Origin of the sequence: Paenibacillus antri (assembly GCF_005765165.1) — a bacterium.
Taxonomy (GTDB): Bacteria; Bacillota; Bacilli; order Paenibacillales; family YIM-B00363; genus Paenibacillus_AE; species Paenibacillus_AE antri.
This window is the reverse complement of record NZ_VCIW01000007.1, coordinates 171,948-192,352: the sequence shown is the minus strand read 5'-3', so window position 1 is coordinate 192,352 and position 20,405 is coordinate 171,948. Positions and strand designations below refer to the sequence as shown.

14 protein-coding genes are annotated in these 20,405 nt (G+C 56.5%); 4 read left to right on the top strand and 10 right to left on the bottom strand.

Annotated elements, in window-relative coordinates; genetic code table 11:
- Nucleotides 1-8: 8 nt before the first annotated feature.
- The 10 genes from FE782_RS13185 to FE782_RS13140 all read right to left on the bottom strand — a co-directional run bounded on the left by FE782_RS13185 (nucleotide 9) and on the right by FE782_RS13140 (nucleotide 14,616).
- Nucleotides 9-956 (bottom strand): ABC transporter permease, encoded by a 948-nt coding sequence (locus FE782_RS13185; RefSeq protein WP_138194563.1) that lies wholly within the window; start codon nucleotides 954-956, stop codon nucleotides 9-11.
- Nucleotides 957-978: 22 nt separating this feature from the next.
- A complete protein-coding gene (locus FE782_RS13180; RefSeq protein WP_138194562.1) occupies nucleotides 979-2,637 on the bottom strand; it encodes a type 2 periplasmic-binding domain-containing protein in 1,659 nt (552 codons plus the stop codon).
- A gap of 324 nt (nucleotides 2,638-2,961) precedes the next feature.
- Nucleotides 2,962-4,824, bottom strand: a complete 1,863-nt coding sequence (locus FE782_RS13175; protein WP_138194561.1) for a DUF2264 domain-containing protein — start codon at nucleotides 4,822-4,824, stop codon at nucleotides 2,962-2,964.
- Nucleotides 4,825-4,839: 15 nt separating this feature from the next.
- Nucleotides 4,840-5,967 carry a glycoside hydrolase family 88 protein gene (locus tag FE782_RS13170; protein ID WP_138194560.1) on the bottom strand — a complete coding sequence of 376 codons (1,128 nt, stop codon included), beginning with the start codon at nucleotides 5,965-5,967 and terminating at the stop codon, nucleotides 4,840-4,842.
- 19 nt (nucleotides 5,968-5,986) lie between these two features.
- On the bottom strand, nucleotides 5,987-7,813 hold the full coding sequence (locus FE782_RS13165; protein WP_158299385.1) for a heparinase II/III domain-containing protein: 1,827 nt from the start codon (nucleotides 7,811-7,813) through the stop codon (nucleotides 5,987-5,989).
- 12 nt (nucleotides 7,814-7,825) lie between these two features.
- A complete protein-coding gene (locus FE782_RS13160; protein ID WP_138194558.1) occupies nucleotides 7,826-9,436 on the bottom strand; it encodes a response regulator transcription factor in 1,611 nt (536 codons plus the stop codon).
- Between the two features lie 15 nt (nucleotides 9,437-9,451).
- On the bottom strand, nucleotides 9,452-11,248 hold the full coding sequence (locus FE782_RS13155) for a cache domain-containing sensor histidine kinase (protein WP_138194557.1): 1,797 nt from the start codon (nucleotides 11,246-11,248) through the stop codon (nucleotides 9,452-9,454).
- Between the two features lie 75 nt (nucleotides 11,249-11,323).
- Nucleotides 11,324-12,730, bottom strand: coding sequence for an ABC transporter substrate-binding protein (locus tag FE782_RS13150; RefSeq protein ID WP_138194556.1), 1,407 nt, complete (start codon nucleotides 12,728-12,730; stop codon nucleotides 11,324-11,326).
- A 114-nt stretch (nucleotides 12,731-12,844) separates the two neighbouring features.
- The gene (locus tag FE782_RS13145; RefSeq protein ID WP_138194555.1) at nucleotides 12,845-13,678 is read right to left on the bottom strand and encodes a carbohydrate ABC transporter permease; all 834 of its coding nucleotides are present in this window, start codon (nucleotides 13,676-13,678) and stop codon (nucleotides 12,845-12,847) included.
- Nucleotides 13,678-14,616 (bottom strand): carbohydrate ABC transporter permease, encoded by a 939-nt coding sequence (locus FE782_RS13140; protein WP_138194554.1) that lies wholly within the window; start codon nucleotides 14,614-14,616, stop codon nucleotides 13,678-13,680. The genes FE782_RS13145 and FE782_RS13140 overlap by 1 nt, the downstream gene beginning before the upstream one ends.
- Nucleotides 14,617-14,802: 186 nt before the next feature.
- On the opposite strand from FE782_RS13140, the gene FE782_RS13135 reads away from it, so the two are divergent.
- From FE782_RS13135 to FE782_RS13120, 4 genes are all read left to right on the top strand, one after another.
- On the top strand, nucleotides 14,803-16,455 hold the full coding sequence (locus FE782_RS13135) for a hypothetical protein (RefSeq protein WP_138194553.1): 1,653 nt from the start codon (nucleotides 14,803-14,805) through the stop codon (nucleotides 16,453-16,455).
- A gap of 45 nt (nucleotides 16,456-16,500) precedes the next feature.
- Entirely contained in the window at nucleotides 16,501-17,352 is an 852-nt protein-coding gene (locus tag FE782_RS13130; RefSeq protein ID WP_138194552.1) for an AraC family transcriptional regulator, read from the top strand.
- Nucleotides 17,353-17,471: 119 nt separating this feature from the next.
- The gene (locus tag FE782_RS13125) at nucleotides 17,472-19,370 is read left to right on the top strand and encodes an FAD-dependent oxidoreductase (RefSeq protein WP_138194551.1); all 1,899 of its coding nucleotides are present in this window, start codon (nucleotides 17,472-17,474) and stop codon (nucleotides 19,368-19,370) included.
- A gap of 2 nt (nucleotides 19,371-19,372) precedes the next feature.
- On the top strand, nucleotides 19,373-20,395 hold the full coding sequence (locus FE782_RS13120; RefSeq protein WP_158299384.1) for an FAD-dependent oxidoreductase: 1,023 nt from the start codon (nucleotides 19,373-19,375) through the stop codon (nucleotides 20,393-20,395).
- Nucleotides 20,396-20,405 lie beyond the last annotated feature (10 nt).

Genomic DNA, 20,405 nt, shown 5'->3' with positions numbered 1-20,405 from the left:
GATCCCTCCTACCACAGCGATTCTTGACCAAATCGTCTGCTGACCTGGTTCACCAGAAGAATCATAATGAAGTTGATGCCGGAATTAAACAAACCGATGGCGGCGGAGAGACTGTACTGCGCCTCCCGAATCCCAATCTTGTACACATACGTGTTGATGACTTCGCTCGTGCTTAGATTGAATGCGTTCTGCATCAAGAAGGTTTTCTCGAAGCCCACGTTCATGATCGTTCCGGATTCAAGAATCAACAGAATGACGATCGTAGGAACAATTAACGGCAGATCGATGCGCAACACCCTCTGGAACTTGGTCGCGCCGTCGATGATGGCGGCCTCATGCAGCGCAGGATCTACGCCGGACAAGGCGCCGAGATAGATGATGCTGCTCCATCCCAGCGTCTGCCACACGCCGCTCCATACATACAGATGCGGAAAGCTGGACGCGTTCATGAGCACGTCGATGTTGCCTTCTATCAGTCCTACGTTGTTGAGCAAATTTCGGACGATCCCCGTGGATGGGGAGAAGAAGATGTTAATCATCCCGACGATAATGACGATGGATATGAAGTGCGGAGCATACGTAATCGTCTGGACCAGCTTCTTCAGCTTCTGATTCGGTGCGCTGTTCAAGGCCAACGCCAAGATAATCGGAAGCGGAAACCCCGCGATCAACATGTAAAAGCTTAAAATCAGCGTGTTTTTAAGGATGACGCCGAACATCGGCATGGAGAAGAATCGCTCGAAATATGTAAACCCGGCCCATGCGCTGTCGAGTATGCCGAGGTGAGGCTTGTAGTCTTTAAACGCCACCAAGATGCCGTACATCGGCAAGTAGCTAAAGACAATAACCAGTAAGACGGCAGGCAGGAGGAAGAGATACAGCTCGCGACTTTGCCAGATTCGAAAGCGTAAGGGTTTCTCCTTTTCCCGCTGCTTGCTCAAGCCTGCTGTGACCACCCGATAGCCTCCCCTCTTCCGGTTACTTCGTCATGACATCGTACGCTTTCTGCCTTAACTCGATGAACGGTTCCAACCCAAGGTTGTTCATCTGCTCGACATAAGCATCCCAGTTGGCGTCGATCTCCTGTTTTCCGGTGATGAAATCCGCGAATACCGCTTTGCGATAGTTGGCCAAGTCCGTACGATATTGATTCAGCATTGCGACGTCGTCCGGCCCGAGCGCTCCTTCCACGTACACCATGTCGTTGGGCATGACGACGTCCTTGTATACATTTTCATAAGCCCATGCTCTGGAATTTACGGTATCGTAAGACGACTCTTTCCACACTTCTTCATAGAAGGTTTGATCCTTCAGCGCGACGAACGAGTTATGCAGTCCTAAATCCCCTGCATGCTCCGCCATCTTATCCGGAGATTCTTCCCAGAAGTGTTGGAATGCCTTGCCGTCATTGTCGGTATCCCAGACGATTCCCTTCGTTCCCCTGCTGACGGTCAGCCCCAATTCCGTGTCGGTCGCGATGGCCTCCAGCAAACGAACCGTGGCAACCGGATATTTGTTGTTCTTGGTTATGATAGCGGTATGAGCAGGGCCCGGAACATAGGCTTGACTTCTCATCAACGGCTTCCGTCCGTTTCCGCTGTCCAGAGGACCCATAGGCGCGCCAAGGTCGGGCTGCCGGTTTGCGTAGGAGTGATACGATCCGACGATGGGAGGAATGGAACTGATCTTCGAAGCATAGGTGTTGAAGTCGTCCGTAAACACCTCGGGCGGAATCAGACCTTCCGCATATAGATCTCTTAAATATTTCAACGGTTCCTTCATTGCCGGATTCGTGGACTGATCCTTCACGACGCCGTTCTCTACCACGACATAATCGGAACTCGTGACGTACACGCCGAAGCTGCCGTAGATGTCGAACTGCCCGCCGACGTAGCCGTCGAAGTAGAAGTAATATGGGATAACGTCGGCCGGTATCGTCCCCGTTCCCGCATTCGCCTTGATGGCCGACAACGTGTCTTTAAACTGCTCCGTCGTTTTGGGAACCGGCAGATTCAGCTCCTTCAACCACGAGTCCATAATGATCCATTGATCCCGCAGGTTTCGGTCGAACGGAGCGAAGTCGATATAAGGTAAACTGTACAGCTTCCCGTCCGTGGCCAGGGAAGCGTTGTACACCAGCTTATTCTCTTCCAGGAAACGGTTCCACGTCGGCGCATACTGTTCCAACAGCGGCTTCAGCTCGACGAAATTGCCGCCCTCCGCAGCGTTCGTCATCTGGTTGGCGTTGATTCCGACGTTCATCAGCAGATCGGGGAAGTCGCCGCTGGCGAACATCAAGTCCGCTTTATCCCGATCCTTCAACACTTCGATCTCCAAGTTGATGTTTGTCTTCTTGGCTACGTACTCCCATATGGCTGTCGTATCCATCTCTGGGCGTAAGGAGCTATACATGACTGCCGCTTTAATGGTGATCGGTTCCTTGGTAATCGGGTACCCCTCTAGGTGGGTCACCCCACCGTCCGCAAGCCCCGATGTATCCTCGTTCTGTTCCGCCGGCGGTGCGGATTCGCCGGTCGGCGGTTCGCTGGAGTCGTTCATACAGCCGGCGAGGACGCCGAAGGCTAACACGACGGACATACCTGACGAGACGGCGATACGATTTCTTTGCAGTTTCATACAACGATAACCTCCCTCATGATTTTTATTGAATGGTTCTTAACGGCCGGCGCCGGTGAGAGCTTCGCGGAGGTCCGCGTTAAGAACTCGGCTGCCAATCTCTATCGGGACACTATGTAGAGACAAGCTGTATTTGAGGGGCCATCTTCAAATTTGTTCTTAATTGGAGAACATCGTTCTTTAATTATTCGGATTTGCTTCCAATCTTAGCATAGGGTTATTTTGGTGTAAATACATTTCTCCCGCCAAATAAAAAGAGACGCGCTCGATGCGCGTCTCCAAAACAAGGTAAATCGCGTAGGATGCTCATATCCAACCGTTATATCAACCAGTTTCGATGCGAGCCGCTACTTTCGTTGAATTTCCGAAATATACAAGCAGTTCGTCCGCCGCAAACTCAAGAAATGGCGGATGGCTCCATTGAGCCAAATCCTCTTTTCCGGGTTGCCCGTACACGCCGGTCGCAAGCCAAGTCGTTCCCGGGACAAGCGTCGTCGCGACCGTCGGGATGACCGTTCGAGGATGGATCAGATTCGTGTTCGCGTTCGGATGAACGAGATGGACGGCGCCCCCTCCGAGAAGCCGGATCACGCCGCTCGCTCCCCAATAAGAAGAAGCAATAAGCTTGGACTCTTCAGGAACGGCCTGCCAGCGATCCCCTGCTTCGACGTCCCGGTTTTCGATGCCTAACGCAAACCCGCCCTCGGCCGCGACAAGGGATCGGTTCGAGCGAATGCAGTGCACGCGAACATGCCAAGGAGCGCCCGAAACGATCCATGTACGCACTTCGACGTCGCGCCAGGGCTTCCACTTCGTGTAGATAACGTTCTCTTGGATGGAATACTCCTCGGCGGTTCTTTTCACGCGAAACAGATTGTCTTCCTCGCTGAGCGCCAGCATCGAATCGAACGCCCCCTGCGCTAGACCCCATTCCGCCCGGGGCACGCTGAACCCGAACACGTTCGAGTAAGCGAACTTTTCGTATTTCGCGGACGTATGCGTGTGCTCGTTGGTCGCCTTATGACCCGCATTGAACGCTACTACGTGATTTCTTTCGTCCTGCCGATGAACGATCTGCCGAGGCTCCGCTTGAACGGCGGACTCGGCAAGCTTCGGGAGCGGTTGCTCCTCGGCTTGCCAGAACGGGTGATCCGCCTGCAAGGCCAACGGCAGGAACGTTTTCAACGCCCAATACGGAGAACCTGGAGCATTATAATTTTCCGCCATAATAAGATTCGGATAGGCATACCCGATCGTCAGGGTGCCGTCCGCTTGAAAGATCGGCTGCCGAAACCACCAGCGCAAATTCCGAAGAATGATCCCTTTCATCACGCCCATAGGGAATGCTTCGACGCCGGCGTACGCCATGGCGCTCCAGAACGCGGCTTGCGTAAATCGATAGGCAAGGCTTCGCCCGAACGGCAAGGCGCTCCCGTCGCCGGCGAACCAATGGATGAAGTCCTTCGCGAAGCCGGCCGCTCTCTCCTTATATAAGGCGGATCGTTCCGGATCCTCCTTCTCCATTAGGACGGCATAGATAAGACAGCAATAATGGATGGCGAAAGGACCGTAATAGTCGCAGTGTGCGTCGCGACCGTCGGAATACCACCCGTCGGACAAATAAAACGCATCGATTCTGTCCAAATTTCGGTGCATGAGCGCTTGATCGTACGGGAGACCGACCGCTCGAAAGCCCAAATTGACGACCACTTGAAAAAGGAGCCAGTTGCAATCATGAAGCTTCCGGTGATTGATTTGTTGAAGCCACTGGTACAGCCGTTGCCGTTCCGGCTCCTGCAGCGGCTCCCAAATGTGGTCGGGAGCTAACGCAAGCGCCAGCCCGATCGCCGCCATCTCCACCAGCTTCTGGTCATAATCGGCTGCGTCTCCCCAATATTCCCGATGCGCAGGGTCGGTCCCGTTCCGGACGCCTTCGCGAACCGTCTCCCACAGCTCGCTATTACCTCCTCCGGCAGCTAGCGGCGCGAGCCCCCATAACACCCTGGAGAAGCCCTCCAACTCGGCCGTCGCACCGGTGCAGCCCGAGGCCGTCGCTCCGAGCCGCAGGCGGGCTTTCCCTTCGCTGTAGTAAGGCAGCAACGGCAGACACAGTTGGTTCACCGCGGCTTGCAGATCTTCTCTTGTAGCTAGTGGATTACGTTGGATCGGTAATGCCAAGGAATGCATGAGCGAGATCCCCCTTTACCAAAATAGCTCGCCGTGCCCCAATAATTGAGAGAGGCCTTCCACGAAGTAGTAGTCGCCGTAGATCAGAGGGACGTCAATATTTCTACCTTCCGGGTAATGGCTCGTTCCATGCAGAATCAACCCTTCTTCGTCTTCCTTATCGAAGGTGCCGTAACGCTCATACAAGGAACGAAGGATGCGTTCGCCCGCCTGGCGGTAAAGTTCGGACTCTACGACGTCCACCTGCTTCGCAAGCAGCAGGAGGCCGCAAGCCGCGCACGCCCCGGCCGACGAATCGCGGTGCTTGGGAACCTCCGCGGGAAGACGGAAATCCCAGTGGGGGACATGATCCTCCGGGAGATTGGCGAGGAAGAAATGCGCCGCGCGCTTCGCCGCCTGTAAATAACGTTCATCCCCCGTATGTCGATAGCTGAGCGCCATGCCGTACAACGCCCATGCGGTGCCGCGCGACCAAGCCGACTCGGCCGAGTAGCCCTGTCCTCCGTTCACTCCGACCTTCTCGCCGGTCAGGGGATCGAAGATGACGATATGGTACGCCGAGCCGTCCGGTCGGATGAAATGCTCCAGCACCGTATCCGCATGCGCGACGGCGATATGCTTGAACCGCGGATCCCCGGTCGCCTCGGAAGCCCAATGCAATAACGGCAAATTCATCATACAATCGATGATCGCCCAGCCCGCGTTGTTTTCCCCGGGTTTCCAGGGATTCCAAGCCCGAATATACTTTCCTTGAATATTGAAGCGCGCCGCCAGAAGGTTGGCCGCCAGCAGCGCACGGCGCTTGGAGTCTTCGTTTCCGAGCAGCTTATAGCGAGCGACGCCGGTCAGCGTCCACATAAAGCCGATATCGTGATCCAGACGGTAATAATCGGCAATGACCTGATCCAGCTTCTCCTCGCACGCCTCGGCGATGTTCCGCAGCGCCTCGTCCTTCGTGTCTCGGTACAGCAGCCAGAGCAGACCGGGCCAGAAGCCCGCGGTCCACCAGTGGGCCGGTTCCAACGCATATGTGCCATTCACGCTGGCGTGAGGAAAGGCGGGGCCGATGCGGGCGCTCGTATGAGACACCTTTCCGATCACCTGGTTCCAAGCGCTCTGCGCCCAATCCGTTTGTACGTTCATCGGTAACATCCTTTCCGTATCAGGTAAGAGAATAGATTTCAAATCGGACCGTCATTAGCACTTCTTCGGCCGGACGCTCCGCCTCCAAATCGATCGCATACACCGGGATGAGCTTGGAGTCTTTGTTCATAAAATCGAATCTATGAATGACCGGCTTCGCCGCCCGTCGATCGTACACCGCTTCGACGCCGAACGCGGCCCCTTCGACCCGGACGCGTCCGTCCGCGGAAACCGCCGGTTCATACAAAGTTATGAATCTACTAATTACGGAAGAGGGCGGTTCGCGAAATACATACCTGTCCCTCAATTCAAGAACGCGTTGCTTGAACGTAAATTGCCGAACGAGCGACTGCAGATTCGCCGTTCCATATGCTTCCGTCAAGTCGAGAGTGTAGGATACTTGCTCTTCGCTTTCTTCGAATCGAAGCGCCTTCGCTCGATACGCTGCGCCGGCTTGTTGGTAGGAGCCTTCGACGATCGGCACGGAATGGCCCGCCGAGCTGTTACATACATACGAGTACCGCTCCGCCCCGAAGTAGCCCTTCGTATATTCGCCGGAACCGAGATCGGTCAGCAGCGTTTCGCCGCCGACGTGAAGCACGAAGCTCCCGAGATCGTTCTGGTTATGCGGTTCGTCGTTATGGCCGCCCTTCGCGGCGAACGCGTACCGTTCGCCGTCGATCGTCCGCCGGACGACCGCCCACTGCGCGTCCGGCAGGAAGTACGTACCGTCCGGCCACTCCTCGCCTATCCACTCGGCGCGGCTCCAGACGAAGTCCCGGATGAAGGGGCCCCATCTCCCGATCGGATCCTTCGCGATGCTCCACTTCTGTTCTATGTTCGGGACGTGGATCTCGGGGTAACGCCGTTTCAACGCGTGAATCAAGCCCATGGGAAACAGAGACGTCGGCTCGCAATCGGAGAACGGCACCGTGTAAGGACCGGTCAGGTAACACTTCTGATGAAACAACGCGATTTGCTTGATTTTCTCGCCTTCCAACAAATCGATCCGCCCCGCGGTTCTTTGCTTAAGCAACGAGGCGAAATACGAGTAAAAGCCGAAACCGTAACTCCAGTACCCTACGCCCTCCGTGGAGGCGCCGTCGTTTTCGAAGCCGGCAAGATAGCTCTCCATCGTTCCCAGCAACCGATGAACGATCGGCGCGAGCTCCTCTGCGCTTGGGATCAGATAAAGGGCGGCGGCGCCGACGGAGCCGCCGCACACGCTCGCCCAGTTGTTCCCCAACGTTTCCCATTCATAGGAGGAGCCCAGGCTGCAATAGGTTTCTAGAACTCTCTCTTTCACTTCCGCTTCCGCCCGGGACGCGACGATAGGATGTATTCTCTCCTTAAGAAGAGAGACGATTTCCGCAAGGGCGAATCCGGTCTCGGCAGCGAACAGATCGATGCTGTGCCGATTTCGCCGCAGATGCGACGGTTTCAGGGAGTTCCCGCCCAGATGGGCCGGCAGGCACCAAGTATACTCGTCGCAAATCGCCCAGATCGCGTCTTCCAACGCAGGAAGGTAAAGCTCGGAATTCCGATCGAGCAGAGACAAGAACGCTAAGATCGACAGACGCTTTCGCCTCGCGAAAAACGAACGTTCGAATTCGATTCTCGCCCCCGCGGTATCGAATAACTTGAAGGAGGAGAAAGGTAACGATACGATCGGCTCGGAGAGCAGCCGTTCCCCTTCTTCCCGGAGGTCCGCAACCATATCCCGATAGAAGGGGGACGTCCGGATCTCCTCCCATTTCCTAACATCCCGAGCCTCGTCAAACAACATCCTTCCTTGTTCCGAACGATCGCCGATCTGCAGGGCCCGTTTGATCGCAAGGTAATCCATAGTCATCCCCTCTTAAGCGCCCCGGTTCCGATAATCGATCGGGGTGACGCCGGTGTACCCCTTGAACAATTTAATGAAGTAGCTTTGATTGTCGTAGCCGAGCATCTCGCAAATTTTCGCTACGGGTTGGGCCGTTTGGTCGAGCAATTGCTTCGCGCGCTCCATCTTCGTCCGAATGACGTATTCGATGAACGTCTCGCCCGTCTCTTTCTTGAACAACCTGCTGAAGTAACTAGGGTTTAAGTGCAGATGCTCCGCGATGTCGTCCAGTCCTATTCTTTGGTCCAGATGTAAGGACACGTACTGGTAAGCGTCAAGCACTTCTTTCCGCTGCGTTCGGACGCGGGAATCCTCGGCCGCCGCAATCGCCGCGAGGAGATGTTCGGTCAGCCAATTCCCCAACTCGCGAAGGGAGCCGATCTCCGCGATGTCCTTATGCAAGCTCTCGGCGGACTTCGACGATCGGAAAGAATGCAAAGATTGATGTTTGAGGCGAATGTCGAGCAGCAGCTTCAACATCCAATCCTTCACGATTTCAGGCGCGTATTTGGCTTTCTTAAGGAACTCTATCCATTCCCCGACCTTCGCCTTCACCTCTGCCGGATCCCGCTTCGCGATGCTTTCGCGGAATCGCTCGCTCGCTTCGTCGTAGTAGGCGAATAAATCGCCCTCGGTCGGCTCGAAACGCGCGAACGACGCGATCTCTCCGCGCTCCATGTAGAATCTCTGGCCGGTTTCCGTCAACAGGGCGGTTAACCCAATCTTGGTTTGCTCCGGCGTGCGGCACATGTCCCCGATCACGAACGACATAGACAGCTTAAGCGAGCGGCCCAAAGACGACCGGATCCGTTCGGTCAGCTTCCGGGCTTCGTCGAAGCCGTTCACCGTCAGAGTCGGACGGAACGAATGTACAATCATCCATTCTCTCTCGCTATATGGGAACAGCACCGCTTCCGTCTCGGATTCGGCGATGATCTCTTCGATTACGTTCGTGACGGCGAACCGCAAAATATCGTCCGACATGAACCGTTGTTGGGCCTGAAGGTAATCGTCGATCGTTCCGATCGCCGGCAGCACCGTTCTTCCCTCGACCGGCAAGCCGAACGAAGCGAGCTCCTCGTTCCAAACCTTCGCTTGCAGCAGCGGCTGTTGGATCGCGTTCCGAATCCACTTCTCCTTCATCGCTTCGCGCGAGCGGTCCACCAGATGCCGCAGCTTGTGCCGTTCGAGATCGAGCTTGCGCTCTTCGTCGAGGCTGGCGGAAAACCGGACGAGAACTTGCTCTAAATCGGCAGGGTCCAGCGTATCCTTCACGAGGTAATCCTGTACCTGGAGCTTCATCGCGCGCTGGGCGTAATGGAATTCGCTATGGCAGGACAATATCGCGACTCGAAGGCCCGGCTTCCGTTCCTTCAGCCGTTGGATGAGCTCCAAGCCGTCCATCTTCGGCATCCCGATATCGGTAATGAGAATATCGGGCATGTCCGGATCGGCGGCCTCCAACGCTTCGAGACCATTTTCATATGCGCCTTCTAAGGTAAGACCGAGCCGCTCCCAATCGATCGCTTCGGACAACAGCTCCAGCACCGGATAATCGTCGTCGACCAACATGACTTTATACATACCTTCTCGCTCCTCCTAGAGCGGAACGAACATCGTCACCGTCGTCCCGCTTCCCTCTTCGCTGTCGATATGCATGACGAACGCGTCTCCGAATCTGATGCGCATTCGCTCGTTCACGTTGGTCAGTCCGATGCCGGAAAACCCGACACGATGATCTCCCTCGTCCGTCGGAACCGCTTCGCGCTTCAGCCGGTTTCGCAAATGCGTTACCGCCGCCGGACTCATACCCGTGCCGTCGTCCCGAATCGCGATCCGCAGCGTCTTCCCCTCTACCTCGGCCGACACGAGAATCGTCCCGGACCGCTGCTGGAAGCCGTGAATGAGCGCATTCTCGATGACGGGCTGCAGGAAGAAGCGCGGTACTTGCGCCAGCATCGCCTCCGACGAAATCGCAACCGACAGCGTTACGGTTTCCTTCTGGCGCATGTTCATCAGGTTCACGTAATCGATCGCCGTGCTGACCTCTTCGTGGAGGGTGATCGTCTCCTCGTCGCGGTCGATCGTCATCCGCAGCAGCCTGGACAGCGAGGAGAGCATCTCCGCGCTTTCCTTATCGCCCTTGCGCAGCACCTTCATCCGGATCGAATTCAGCACATTAAACAAGAAGTGCGGGTTGATTTGCGCCTGCAGCATCCTCAGCTCCGCCTTCCGCTTGCGCGATTGCTCTTCGGTAATTTCCGCGATCATCTGCTTGATCCGGTCCAACATCTGATCGAACTGTCGGCCGAGACGCCCGATTTCGTCGCGCCCCTTCATCCGCGAGCGCATCTCGAGATTGCCTCGTTCCACTGTCAACGCGAGCTTGCCCAGAGTGACGAGCGGCTTCGTGAACGCGCGAATCAGCAATACCAACACGACTAAAAACACGGCGAAGGCGATCACTTGAAATGCGAATACGGTTTGGAAAATGTGATTGATTTGATGCACCGCATCCTTATATGGGGTCAAAAGCACGAGCTTCCAATCCTTAATCCCCGCGGCATGCTGAGCGACCAGATATCGCTCTCCATCCAGCTCGACGATGGACGATCGTTCGGGTTCATCGGACAAATACGTCAGCCGTTCGCCGATCCGGCCGGCATCGAGATGCGACATGACCCGGTTCTCCCCGTCGACGAGCATGACCTCATGACCCGTGCCGAGGCGCTCGAAGATCGATTCGATCTGATTGTCCGGCACCGTAACGACGACGTAAGCGTACACCCTTTGGTTCGGGCGCCTCAGCGTTCTAGCGACCGAGATTTGTTGTCTTCCTGCGGCTTTCTCATATAAATAAGGCGAAGGTTCCGCTTCCACCCAATGCGCCGCCATGCCGGTCAATCCCTCAAGGTCCGGAAACCAAGGCTCCTCGAATAAAAGCCGCGGGTCGTATTCGTGGAGCAAATAATTGATGAAAAATCTGCCGTTCGGCAGCAAGATCGTCACATACGTTCTTTCGCCGATGATGGAGATGTTGTCGATCTTGCTCGTGATCTCGTAGCGATCCGCGAATTCCCGGTACTCCGCATTGTCCCCCGTATATTCCTTGCCGGCCGCCTGCTCCTTCAAGATCACGTTCATATCCGGATCCGCGATAATATAGTTCGAGATATTCAGCATGTTGTCGAACAATCCGGTCAGGTACCCTTCGATCAGCTTCAGCTGCTCTTGCGCGTTCTTCTCCGCTTGTTCCTGAACGGCATCCCGCGTCAACACGTTCGAGACGGACAACGTGATGAGCGTGGGGACCAGAAGGCAGGCGATCGAAGTCAAGATCAGCTTATGCCGGAACGAACCGATAAACGGCCGAAGCCAATGCTTTCCCTTCTCCAATCGCCCCGCCTCCCCTTGTTCTTACGACGAAAAGAGGCGCGATACCGCCGCCTCTTTCCCCCATCATATCGCTTACTATTTGTTGTTGTCGATAATTTCTTGCACGGCTGTTTTCATATTGGCAAGCGTCGTATCCAGGTCTTGAGAACCGAGAATCAACAGCTCGTATTGCTCGTTGAGCGCCTTATATACTTCCGCTTGGTACGTGACCGGAGGAATGATTTTGCCCGACTTGGAATTCGCCAACGCGTTGATGAGCGACGCTTTGTCGACGTTCTCCGGCTTCTGCGTTCCGCTGAGGATCGAATCGACGATCTTCTCGAGATCCGCGTCCGACACCTTGCTCCAAGAAGGAATGTTGCGTCCGTACTTCGCAAGACCTTCCGTCGTATACCAACGGATGAATTGGTACGCTTCTTTCTTATGCTGCGACTTCTCCGCTACGGCCATGAAGTCCGTCGTCACCGGCGTATATCCGATCGCGTCGGCGTCGCTGTTTTTCGGATAAGGGGCGATCGCGACGTTGAAGTTGAGCGGGTTTTGCTCCGTGCCGCCGAGCTCGCTGTTCATCCAGCTTCCGATCAGCACCATGCTGGCCGATTGGTTGAAGAACTGCGTCCGGTAATGCAGCTTCTGCGACAGCATATCCGCATACGGCGTGGACGATCCGTCTTCCCGCTCCATCTTCAGGCGCAGCTCCAGCGTCCGCTTGAACATCGGATCGTCTAAGTTCGACGAGCCGTCCGCCTTGAGGAAATCGGTATCTTCCACTTTGTTCGCGAGCGAGAGGCGCAAGAACTCCATCCAACCGCCGTTCTGCGGTCCGTGGAAGTACGTGCCGTACCGCTTCGTCGCGCCTTCGCCCGTCGTGAGCGTCTTCGCGTACTCCGCGAACTGGTCCCACGTCCAATCCGTCGGCACGGCAAGCCCCGCCGCATCCAGATGATCTTTATTAAGCATCACGTACCATGGGTTGAACTTGCCCGGCAATGCGTAGTATTGACCTTGCATCAGCGTGTCGACCTTGTACTCTTCCGACACCTTGAAGCCTTCTTCTTCGATGAAGGCGTTGATCGGCGCAACCATGCCGAGGCCTACGCGCTGCGCATAGGAGGCCGGGTCGCTGAACATGAGAACGTCCAGTTGCTCGCCGGAAGCGGCCGCCAAGTCGAGCTTCTGCGTCGCTTCGTTCGTATCGCCCTTCTCGCTCAGGGTAACGAGCTCCACCTTGATGTTCGGATACGCTTCTTCGAAAGCGACGAGCGTCGCTTCCCAGTTGTACTGCGCTTCCGTACCGTGCGTGTGGAATTTGATCGTCACCGGTTCGGCCGCAGGCGCTTCCGCCGCGGGCTGTTCGCCGGCAGGCGCCGAGCTCCCGCCCGTCTCCGGCGCCGGCGTCGTACCGCCGCCGCTGGAGCAGCCTGCTAATAAGCTAAGAATAAGACCGGTCGCGAACATGCTTTTTCCAAAATTCCTTTTCATGTATGACCCTCCGTGTAACCGTTTTATTTTGCTTTCCGTGATGATTGTATCAATGTAAGGCGATGGAACCATGCTCTTAAATTGACTATTCTTACAACTATTTTTACTTTTTTCTTATCCCTTCACTCCGCCCATCGCGATTCCGTCGATCACTCGCTTTTGTCCGATCACGAACATGAGCAGCAGCGGCAGGATCGCGGAGACGGCCGCCGCCATGATCAAGGAATAAAACTCGCCGTTGATCGACGTGAACTTCTGCATCGCCAATTGAATCGTGAACAGCGCGTCCGTTCGGAGAAAAATCAACGGATATTTGTAGTCGTTCCACGTCCAGATGAAGCGAAGAATCGCATACGTGGCGATCGCCGGTTTCACCAGCGGGAAAGCGATCTGCGCGAAGATGCGAAGATGTCCGGCGCCGTCGATCTTGGCCGATTCGATGAATTCGTTGTGCACGCCCATGAAAAATTGTCTCAGCATGAACGTGCCCAGTACGCTGAAGCTTCCTAGTAAAATTAAGCCCCAATGGTTGTCGAACAACCCGATCATCCGGAACAGAATGAACTGCGGCACAAGAATGCCTTCCTGCGGCACCATGAACGTGGCCAGGACGATGAAGAACAACCATTTCCCCGCCGGGAAGTGCACCTTCGAGAAGCCGTACGCCGCCATCGCGGATACCGTACAAGATACGACGGTCGTCACCACGGTGACAAAGATGCTGTTGAGATAATATTTCCAGAACGGGTGGTCCCCGAACCACACTTCCTTATAGTTCGAGAAGCCGATCCACTCTTTCGGAATCCATTGGATCGGATAGGTGAACACCTCTCCTTCCAGCTTGAAGGAGGCGGATAACATCCAAGCGAACGGAAGCACGAACAAGATGCCGACGAACGCCAAGACGACGGTGACGAGCAGCTTTTTAAGATCTAATGCAAGGTTCATCAGTAGTTCACCCACTTTTTCTGTCCGACCCACTGTACGAACGTGATGACGAGCACGCACAGGAACAGGAAGATCGCTTGCGAAGAGGCGTACCCGATTTTCAAATTGATGAACGCGGTTTCGTACAAGTAATAGACGATGACGTTCGTAGACCCCGCCGGTCCGCCAGCCGTCAGTACCGCGATGATGTCGAACACCTTGAACGTGTAGATGATTCCGGTAATGAGCAGAAAGAAGGTCGTAGGCGACAGCATCGGCAGCGTAATTCGGAAGAAGCGTACGAAGCCGTTCGCGCCGTCGATATCGGCGGCCTCGTACAAATCTCGAGGAATCGATTGCAGTCCGGCCATATATACGATCATGTTGTAGCCGATCGAGATCCACACCGAAATCATCATTACGGAGACGAGCGCATATTGCGGGTCGGCGATCCATTTGGGCGGATTGTCGATGCCGACGGACATTAGAAACTGGTTCACCGGCCCCATCGACGGATGGAACAGCACGCGCCATACCGTCGCCACCGCGACGACGCTCGAAATATACGGCAAGAAGTAGATGACTTTAAAGAAACCCTTCATATATACAAACTTATTAATCAGCACGGCAAGGATCAGCGAGATAGCCAAGTATACCGGAACGGTGAGAAGGAAGATGGCATTATTCCGCAATCCTTTCAGAAACTTCGTATCGTGAAACAGCTTATCGAAATTTTCCGTTCCGATCCACTTGATGCCTTCGATGCCCGTGATCATGCTCCACTCCGTGAAGCTAAGATAAAGCGCCGCCACAATCGGCAGCAGCACCATCACGGTCACCCCGAGAAGCATCGGGCTTACGAACAGGAAACCGGCGAGCGACTCCATCCGCTGCATTCGGCCGCCGCGCCGCTTCCTCTTCCGCGATACATTCGTCTGCACCTCCGTAACGGAATGCATATTACCACCTCGTCTATGTTCTATGTCAGTGTCTACATTGTAAAAAAAAATACCGTTACGACCGTAACGGTATTTTGATCAATATGCAATTATTTTGACTTTTTCGTTCGCTTGCGCTTTATCCTTCATGCTACAGTATAGAAACGATACATTAATGAACGCACAGGGAAAAGGAGCAAAACGGTCATGTCAACGGCTCAAGAGCGGCGGCGGCGGATCATCGATTTGATTGCGCGGCAAGCGTACGATCGCTCGCTGCTGGACAGCGGGTTGTGGTTTCACGACGATATTCGAAACAATTTCTATTTCGCTTCCTATCTATTCGCGGCTTCCGTCGACGAAACGGCGGAGATCGGCTTCGACAGACAAGAAGCGATGCGGAAAGCCGAATCGGTGCTGATGAACGCGCTGTCGCTGCAAGACAAAGATTCGAACCGGGCGACGTACGGGCACTGGCCGCTCGGTTTGCATCCCGACCCGAAGGCGGCGAAGCCGAACGTACTCCCGGCGGAGCTTATGGGGATTCTTGCGGTATGGTTTTACCGGAAATACTCCTCTCGGATGTCCGAGGGCTTGAAAGCGGCTTTCGAAGATGCGAGTCTACATCTGTACCGCAGCGGGTATTACCGAGTTCCATTACGCCGCTACCATCATCACGAAGCCAAATATACGGCTGCCAAGCTGATATACGGGACTCATTTTCAGGACGAGGCTCTGCTGCAGGAAGGGAAAGAAAGTCTGCGCCTCACGCTGAAGCGGCTGTCCGAGCAAGGGATGCCCGAATACGGCGCTTTGCCGTGGTTTTGGCACTGGGTTCAAGCGTTCACGTGCGCGCTGGAGTGCGCGACGGAGGAAGCGCTGATCGAGCCGCTGCGACGGATCCTCGATGGATTGTGGGACATTAGAGCTTCGTATTATTTGCCGGGCGCATGGGTCGGCGCGCATTCCCGCGGCTTGGCGCACGACCTTCCGAGAGACGGCAATGTCGGCTTCGACTATGTCCAGTTCGGCGACTTTCCTCTCCCGCCCTCGTTGCCTCGCGTCGAATATGCGGGATTGCTCTATTATGAGGCCCCGGAGTACGTAGTGCGGAAGGCCGTCCAAAGGGCGGAACCGAGGGAAGTGCGGCGCGCCGTCTATCCGATCGAGCCGCAGGGGGCGGAGGTGCTCCACAATTACGCATATATTACAGAACGTTATGCCGTCGGCGGCATGTGGGAGCGCGTCAAGGAGTTCGATAACGAACAGCATCGATGGGAAGCGACGCTGCCTCTAACCGACGGCCCGTCCGTCAATCGTTTATATTTCTTTCGACCGGGCGAAGGTTATCAACCCGGCGACCCGCGTCACCAACACGATAGCGGGGGCATGCTCTTTCACCGAAGCGCCGTCGTCGCTTATTATGCCGGCGAAGCCGAAATCGAACAACGCAATGTCCTTCATGGCGTGCTTCCGAAAGGACAATGGATTCAACGGCCTACTGCTTTGTACGGATATGCGCAAGGCGTGTATTTTGCCGTGTTCTTGTCTTCTTCCGGGTATCGACTGACGGAAGCGTCCGATCGTTACGAAGTAACGCATTGGGGCTTGCCTGCCGGCGTTGTCGTCGAGGCTCTCGACGACAGGGAAGCGAATCGGATGGGGATCTCCGATTTGGACGCGTTCGGATCGATCTTAGAGGAGCGAGCGCCGCTTTGGAATCCCTTGCCGGACGGCCTCTGCGGTATCGAATACCGTTCGCTCTCCGGCGACCTTCTGTCGCTGAAGACGGATGGACGAACATCGAACCTGCCTGCGTTGAACGGAAGTCCTATCGATTTTCGCGCATACCATCTTTAAATTAAGGAGTGCGTTCCCAATACTCATGAGCGCGGAGGGATCCTCGTGCAAGAGTCTGCTCTCGAGTTTATCGAAACCCGGTATTTTACCCCCGACGATTTCGCACGAGATTTCGGAATTTGGCCGATCGGCGTCGGCCGCAACATCGCTAAACCGAATTATTCGACCAAACCGCGCGCATTGGAGCATTGCAGCATCCATTTCGTCATCGAAGGCAAGGTAGAGGTAAACTACGGAACGAACCGCATCGTGTTATTCCCCGGGGACTCCTTCTGCATGTTTCCGGGGGTGGTGTACCAGTACCGGTATGTGCCTAGCGAAAAGCCGTTATCCATGTACTGGATTTCGTTCCACGGGCCGCTCTCCGAGGCGATGCTGACCCGAATCGGCTTTCGGGAGTCGACCTCCTATTTGAAGCAGGTTGCGACCAAAGAACTTCTGCTTACGATTAAAAACCTATTCCATCCCGCCTCCGACGGGCCGAAGGGCCGACTCCGGCTCCAATCGTCCTTATACGGCATCTTCAGCCACATGATGCCCGACGATTCGCGGCCTGCGAACAAACCGATTCCGCAGCGGATCGCAGGCAGCCTCAAGTTTATGGACGCCCACTATGCCGAGGGAATCACCGTCAAGGACGCGGCCGCGAGCGCAACGCTGCACCGGGCTTACTTTTCGAAAATATTTACCGAGCACGTCGGGATGTCCCCCAAAAAATACCTCGAAAATTTGAAAATGGCAAAGTCGCTCGACCTGCTGCGAAACACGTCGTATACGGTCAGCGTCATTTCTCACTCCTTGGGATATTCGGATCCTTACGCGTTCACGCATGCGTTCACACGCTATTTCGGCGTTTCCCCGGGCAAATGGCGTAAAGAGCATGCCGTCGACACCTGACAAACCGACAAACGGACGCGACGGATGAACATTGTTTCCTCTAAGGCGGCAAGTATAATGAGGGCAAGTTCCCCGGGCGAACGAGAAATTATTCCAGGTACGAGGCGAGGAGACGCCGCTTGAACGAACGATTGCGAACCGATGTGTTGGTGTTGGGCGGAGGTACCGCCGGCGTAATGGCCGCCATTGCGGCCGCGGAAGAAGGAGCCGACGTCGTCTTGGTCGAGCGGGACAGCGCGCTGGGCGGCGTCGGCGTACGGGCGGGCATCCAGAACTATTATTACGGTTTGACGGGCGGCATCCAGAATCGTCTGGACCAATCGACGCGTTCTCTGCAAAAACATTGGGAAAGCAAAGCGTCCGGACTGCTTCCGGAAGCGAAATCCGCGGCCATAGGCCGGCTGATCGAACGGCTCGGCATCCATGTCGTCTATGAAGCGACGGTCGCCGAGATGATCATGGAAGGCCGTACGGTCAAGGGCGCAGTCGTGGAGAGCGAACGGGACGCGATTCGCATCGAAGCGCGCGTGACCGTCGATGCGACCGGCGACGGCGACGCCGCCGATTTGGCGGGGGCGTCCTACACGCTGGGGCGGGAATGGGACGGGTGCCAGCACGCGTATTCGTTGATTCCCCGCTTCGTGGACGAGAACAACGTAGTGCGGAACATCAACTACGATGTCGGCTGGCTGGACGTAACGGACCCCGTCGACGTATCGCGGGCATACCGGGTCGGGCGCCGCGTCGTCTGGAGGGCGGGCGCAACGCCGGAGACCGCGCATTATTTCGTCGCCGGCCCTCAACTGGGCGTGCGGGAAGGCCGCAGAATCGTCGGCGATTACGTGCTTCGTCAGGACGATCTGCTGCTGGATCGACGATTCGACGACGTGGTCATGCGTTGTTTCGCCCACCTCGAAAATCACGCTTACGACTACGCCAACGAAAGCGATCTTGCGCAAATCTGGATCGGCGTGCTCGGCCAATGGAAGTTTTTGTTCGGCGGGGACGTTCCGTACCGCTGTCTCATTCCTCTCGGGATCGAAGGACTGCTGATCGGATGCCGCGCGTTGTCCCAGGACCATGATTGCGGTAATTTATTTCGCATGCAGCGGGATATGCAGAAGCTGGGCGAGGTCAGCGGCGTCGCCGCGGCGATGTGCGTCCGGACGAACGCGCTTCCCCGGCGGCTCGACGTGAAGGCGCTGCAGCGCACGCTTACGGCAAGGGGAGTGCTGCGCGAGTCGGATCTAACGAGGGAAAGCGCGCCCTGGCTTACCTTCTCCGGGGGGACGCCGGAGGATCGGCAGCGGGTCGTCCGAAACGGCGCGTCGCCGGAGGATATCCGCGAAATCATTCGGTATCTAGGCACCGACGAGGAACCTGCCGCATTGTGGTGGTTATGGCAGTTCGGCGAAGCTTCCGCGGCCCCGCTGCTGGAAGCGATGCGGGACGCGGAAGGCGGCCGGCTTCGCGGGATCGCGTTCGCGCTCGGTTTATTGAAGCGCGAGGAAAGCGTTCCCTATCTGGCTTCTTCGTTCCGGAACGGAGAAGCCGACAAGCCGAACGAACTCGACCGAACGATGGAACGCTGGCAATCGGCCCTAGTATTGCTTCGCCGCATGGGGAGCGACTGCGTGTTCGACGATGTGCTGGCACGAATCCGGTGCGAACGCAAGTGCACGACGCTCCTCTTGTACCTCCACTATCTGATCGCCGTATCCGGCCGGCTCGCGGACGCGCGGAAGGCGGGCGCGCGCGCAGCCGCGCAAGCCGTTCTTGCCGATGCCGAGCTGGGCGACGATTACGCGCTGCACGGATCGGGCGTATCGATTCCGGCCGCCGCGGATACCCGATCGATCAAGTGGAGCCTCGACGCGACGGCCGCCTATTTGCTTGAAGTGGCCGGGGGCGACGGCCGCGGTCTGTTGGAGCGATACGCGCGGGACGAGCGCGGGTACGTCCGCACGGCCGCCGGCATCCTGCTGGAACGGTTGAAGCGAGCGAAAAGGGGTGGATAACCGTGGGCAACCAACCTCTGGACATTGGCGCGAACGATTCGGCGGACGCTTACGACGCCGTGGTGTTCGGCGGCGGCATCGGCGGTACGGCGGCAGCGTATGTCTTGGCCCGAGAAGGCTTGCGCGTCCTCCTCTGCGAAACGACGGGAACGCTGGGGCGGGAAATCGTGCGAGGCCGCAACCAATTCGCCGACTTGCCCCGATATTCGGAAGCTTCCTCCGCGGTTCGGGAATTTTTCCGGTACCTTACGCTTCGCGGAGGCTGGTTCGACGGCGAGATGGATCCGGCCGCGGCGGCGGTCGCATTCGACAGCATGATGGAACAGGTCGGCGCGGACGTCCTGTTTCAGGTGTGGCCTTCGAAGGTTTGCGCGGAAGACGGGCGCATAACAGGGGCCGTCCTCGCGACGAAAACCGGGTATCGATCGATCCGGACGACGAAGGTCGTCGATGCGACCGGCCACGGCAAACTCGCCCGAAGCCGGTTCGAGGGGATCCCGAATCCGGACGCAAGGACGGTGCTGCATGTCCTCTTCAACGGATCGGAAGGAGATTGCGAAACGGAACGAAGCTGGACGGCGGACGGGCTCGGCGTCATCAGGGCGTCTTGCAGGGCGACCTACTGGCCCGGAGAGCGGCGCATCTCTCTGTGCGTGGACAAATTCGTATCCCGATCGGAGTGGATGCTTCGTCTTCCGTCCGTCGTTCCGGAACTCAAGCGCTTGTTCCCCTCGCTGAGCGGCAGCGCGTTCACGTACGTCGGCGACGATGTATGGCAGACCCCCTGCCTGCGTTACCGGACCGGTTCCGTTGACGCCCGGGCGGCGGGTCAGGTGGAAGATGCGGAAGGCCGTCCGTACGACATCCGACGCAATATGCTAGGCGATCCCTTGAGGTTGCAGGGATTCGCGATGGCGGGCTATTGGCTGGAAGGAATGCCGTTCGATCCCGCTCAGGAGGAAAGAGCGCTAATGAACGCTTTCCGGCTCGGAGAGCTTGCGGGACGATCCTTGCTGGCCGATTGACCGGGTCCTC

Excerpts from the sequence above, each read along its gene's own strand:
- FE782_RS13165 (WP_158299385.1), bottom strand. The coding sequence starts at position 7,813 with ATGGATTACCTTGCGATCAAACGGGCCCTGCAGATCGGCGATCGTTCG.
- FE782_RS13150 (WP_138194556.1), bottom strand. The coding sequence starts at position 12,730 with ATGAAAAGGAATTTTGGAAAAAGCATGTTCGCGACCGGTCTTATTCTT.
- FE782_RS13160 (WP_138194558.1), bottom strand. The coding sequence starts at position 9,436 with ATGTATAAAGTCATGTTGGTCGACGACGATTATCCGGTGCTGGAGCTG.
- FE782_RS13180 (WP_138194562.1), bottom strand. The coding sequence starts at position 2,637 with ATGAAACTGCAAAGAAATCGTATCGCCGTCTCGTCAGGTATGTCCGTC.
- FE782_RS13145 (WP_138194555.1), bottom strand. The coding sequence starts at position 13,678 with ATGAACCTTGCATTAGATCTTAAAAAGCTGCTCGTCACCGTCGTCTTG.
- FE782_RS13175 (WP_138194561.1), bottom strand. The coding sequence starts at position 4,824 with ATGCATTCCTTGGCATTACCGATCCAACGTAATCCACTAGCTACAAGA.
- FE782_RS13170 (WP_138194560.1), bottom strand. The coding sequence starts at position 5,967 with ATGAACGTACAAACGGATTGGGCGCAGAGCGCTTGGAACCAGGTGATC.
- FE782_RS13135 (WP_138194553.1), top strand. The coding sequence starts at position 14,803 with ATGTCAACGGCTCAAGAGCGGCGGCGGCGGATCATCGATTTGATTGCG.
- FE782_RS13140 (WP_138194554.1), bottom strand. The coding sequence starts at position 14,616 with ATGCATTCCGTTACGGAGGTGCAGACGAATGTATCGCGGAAGAGGAAG.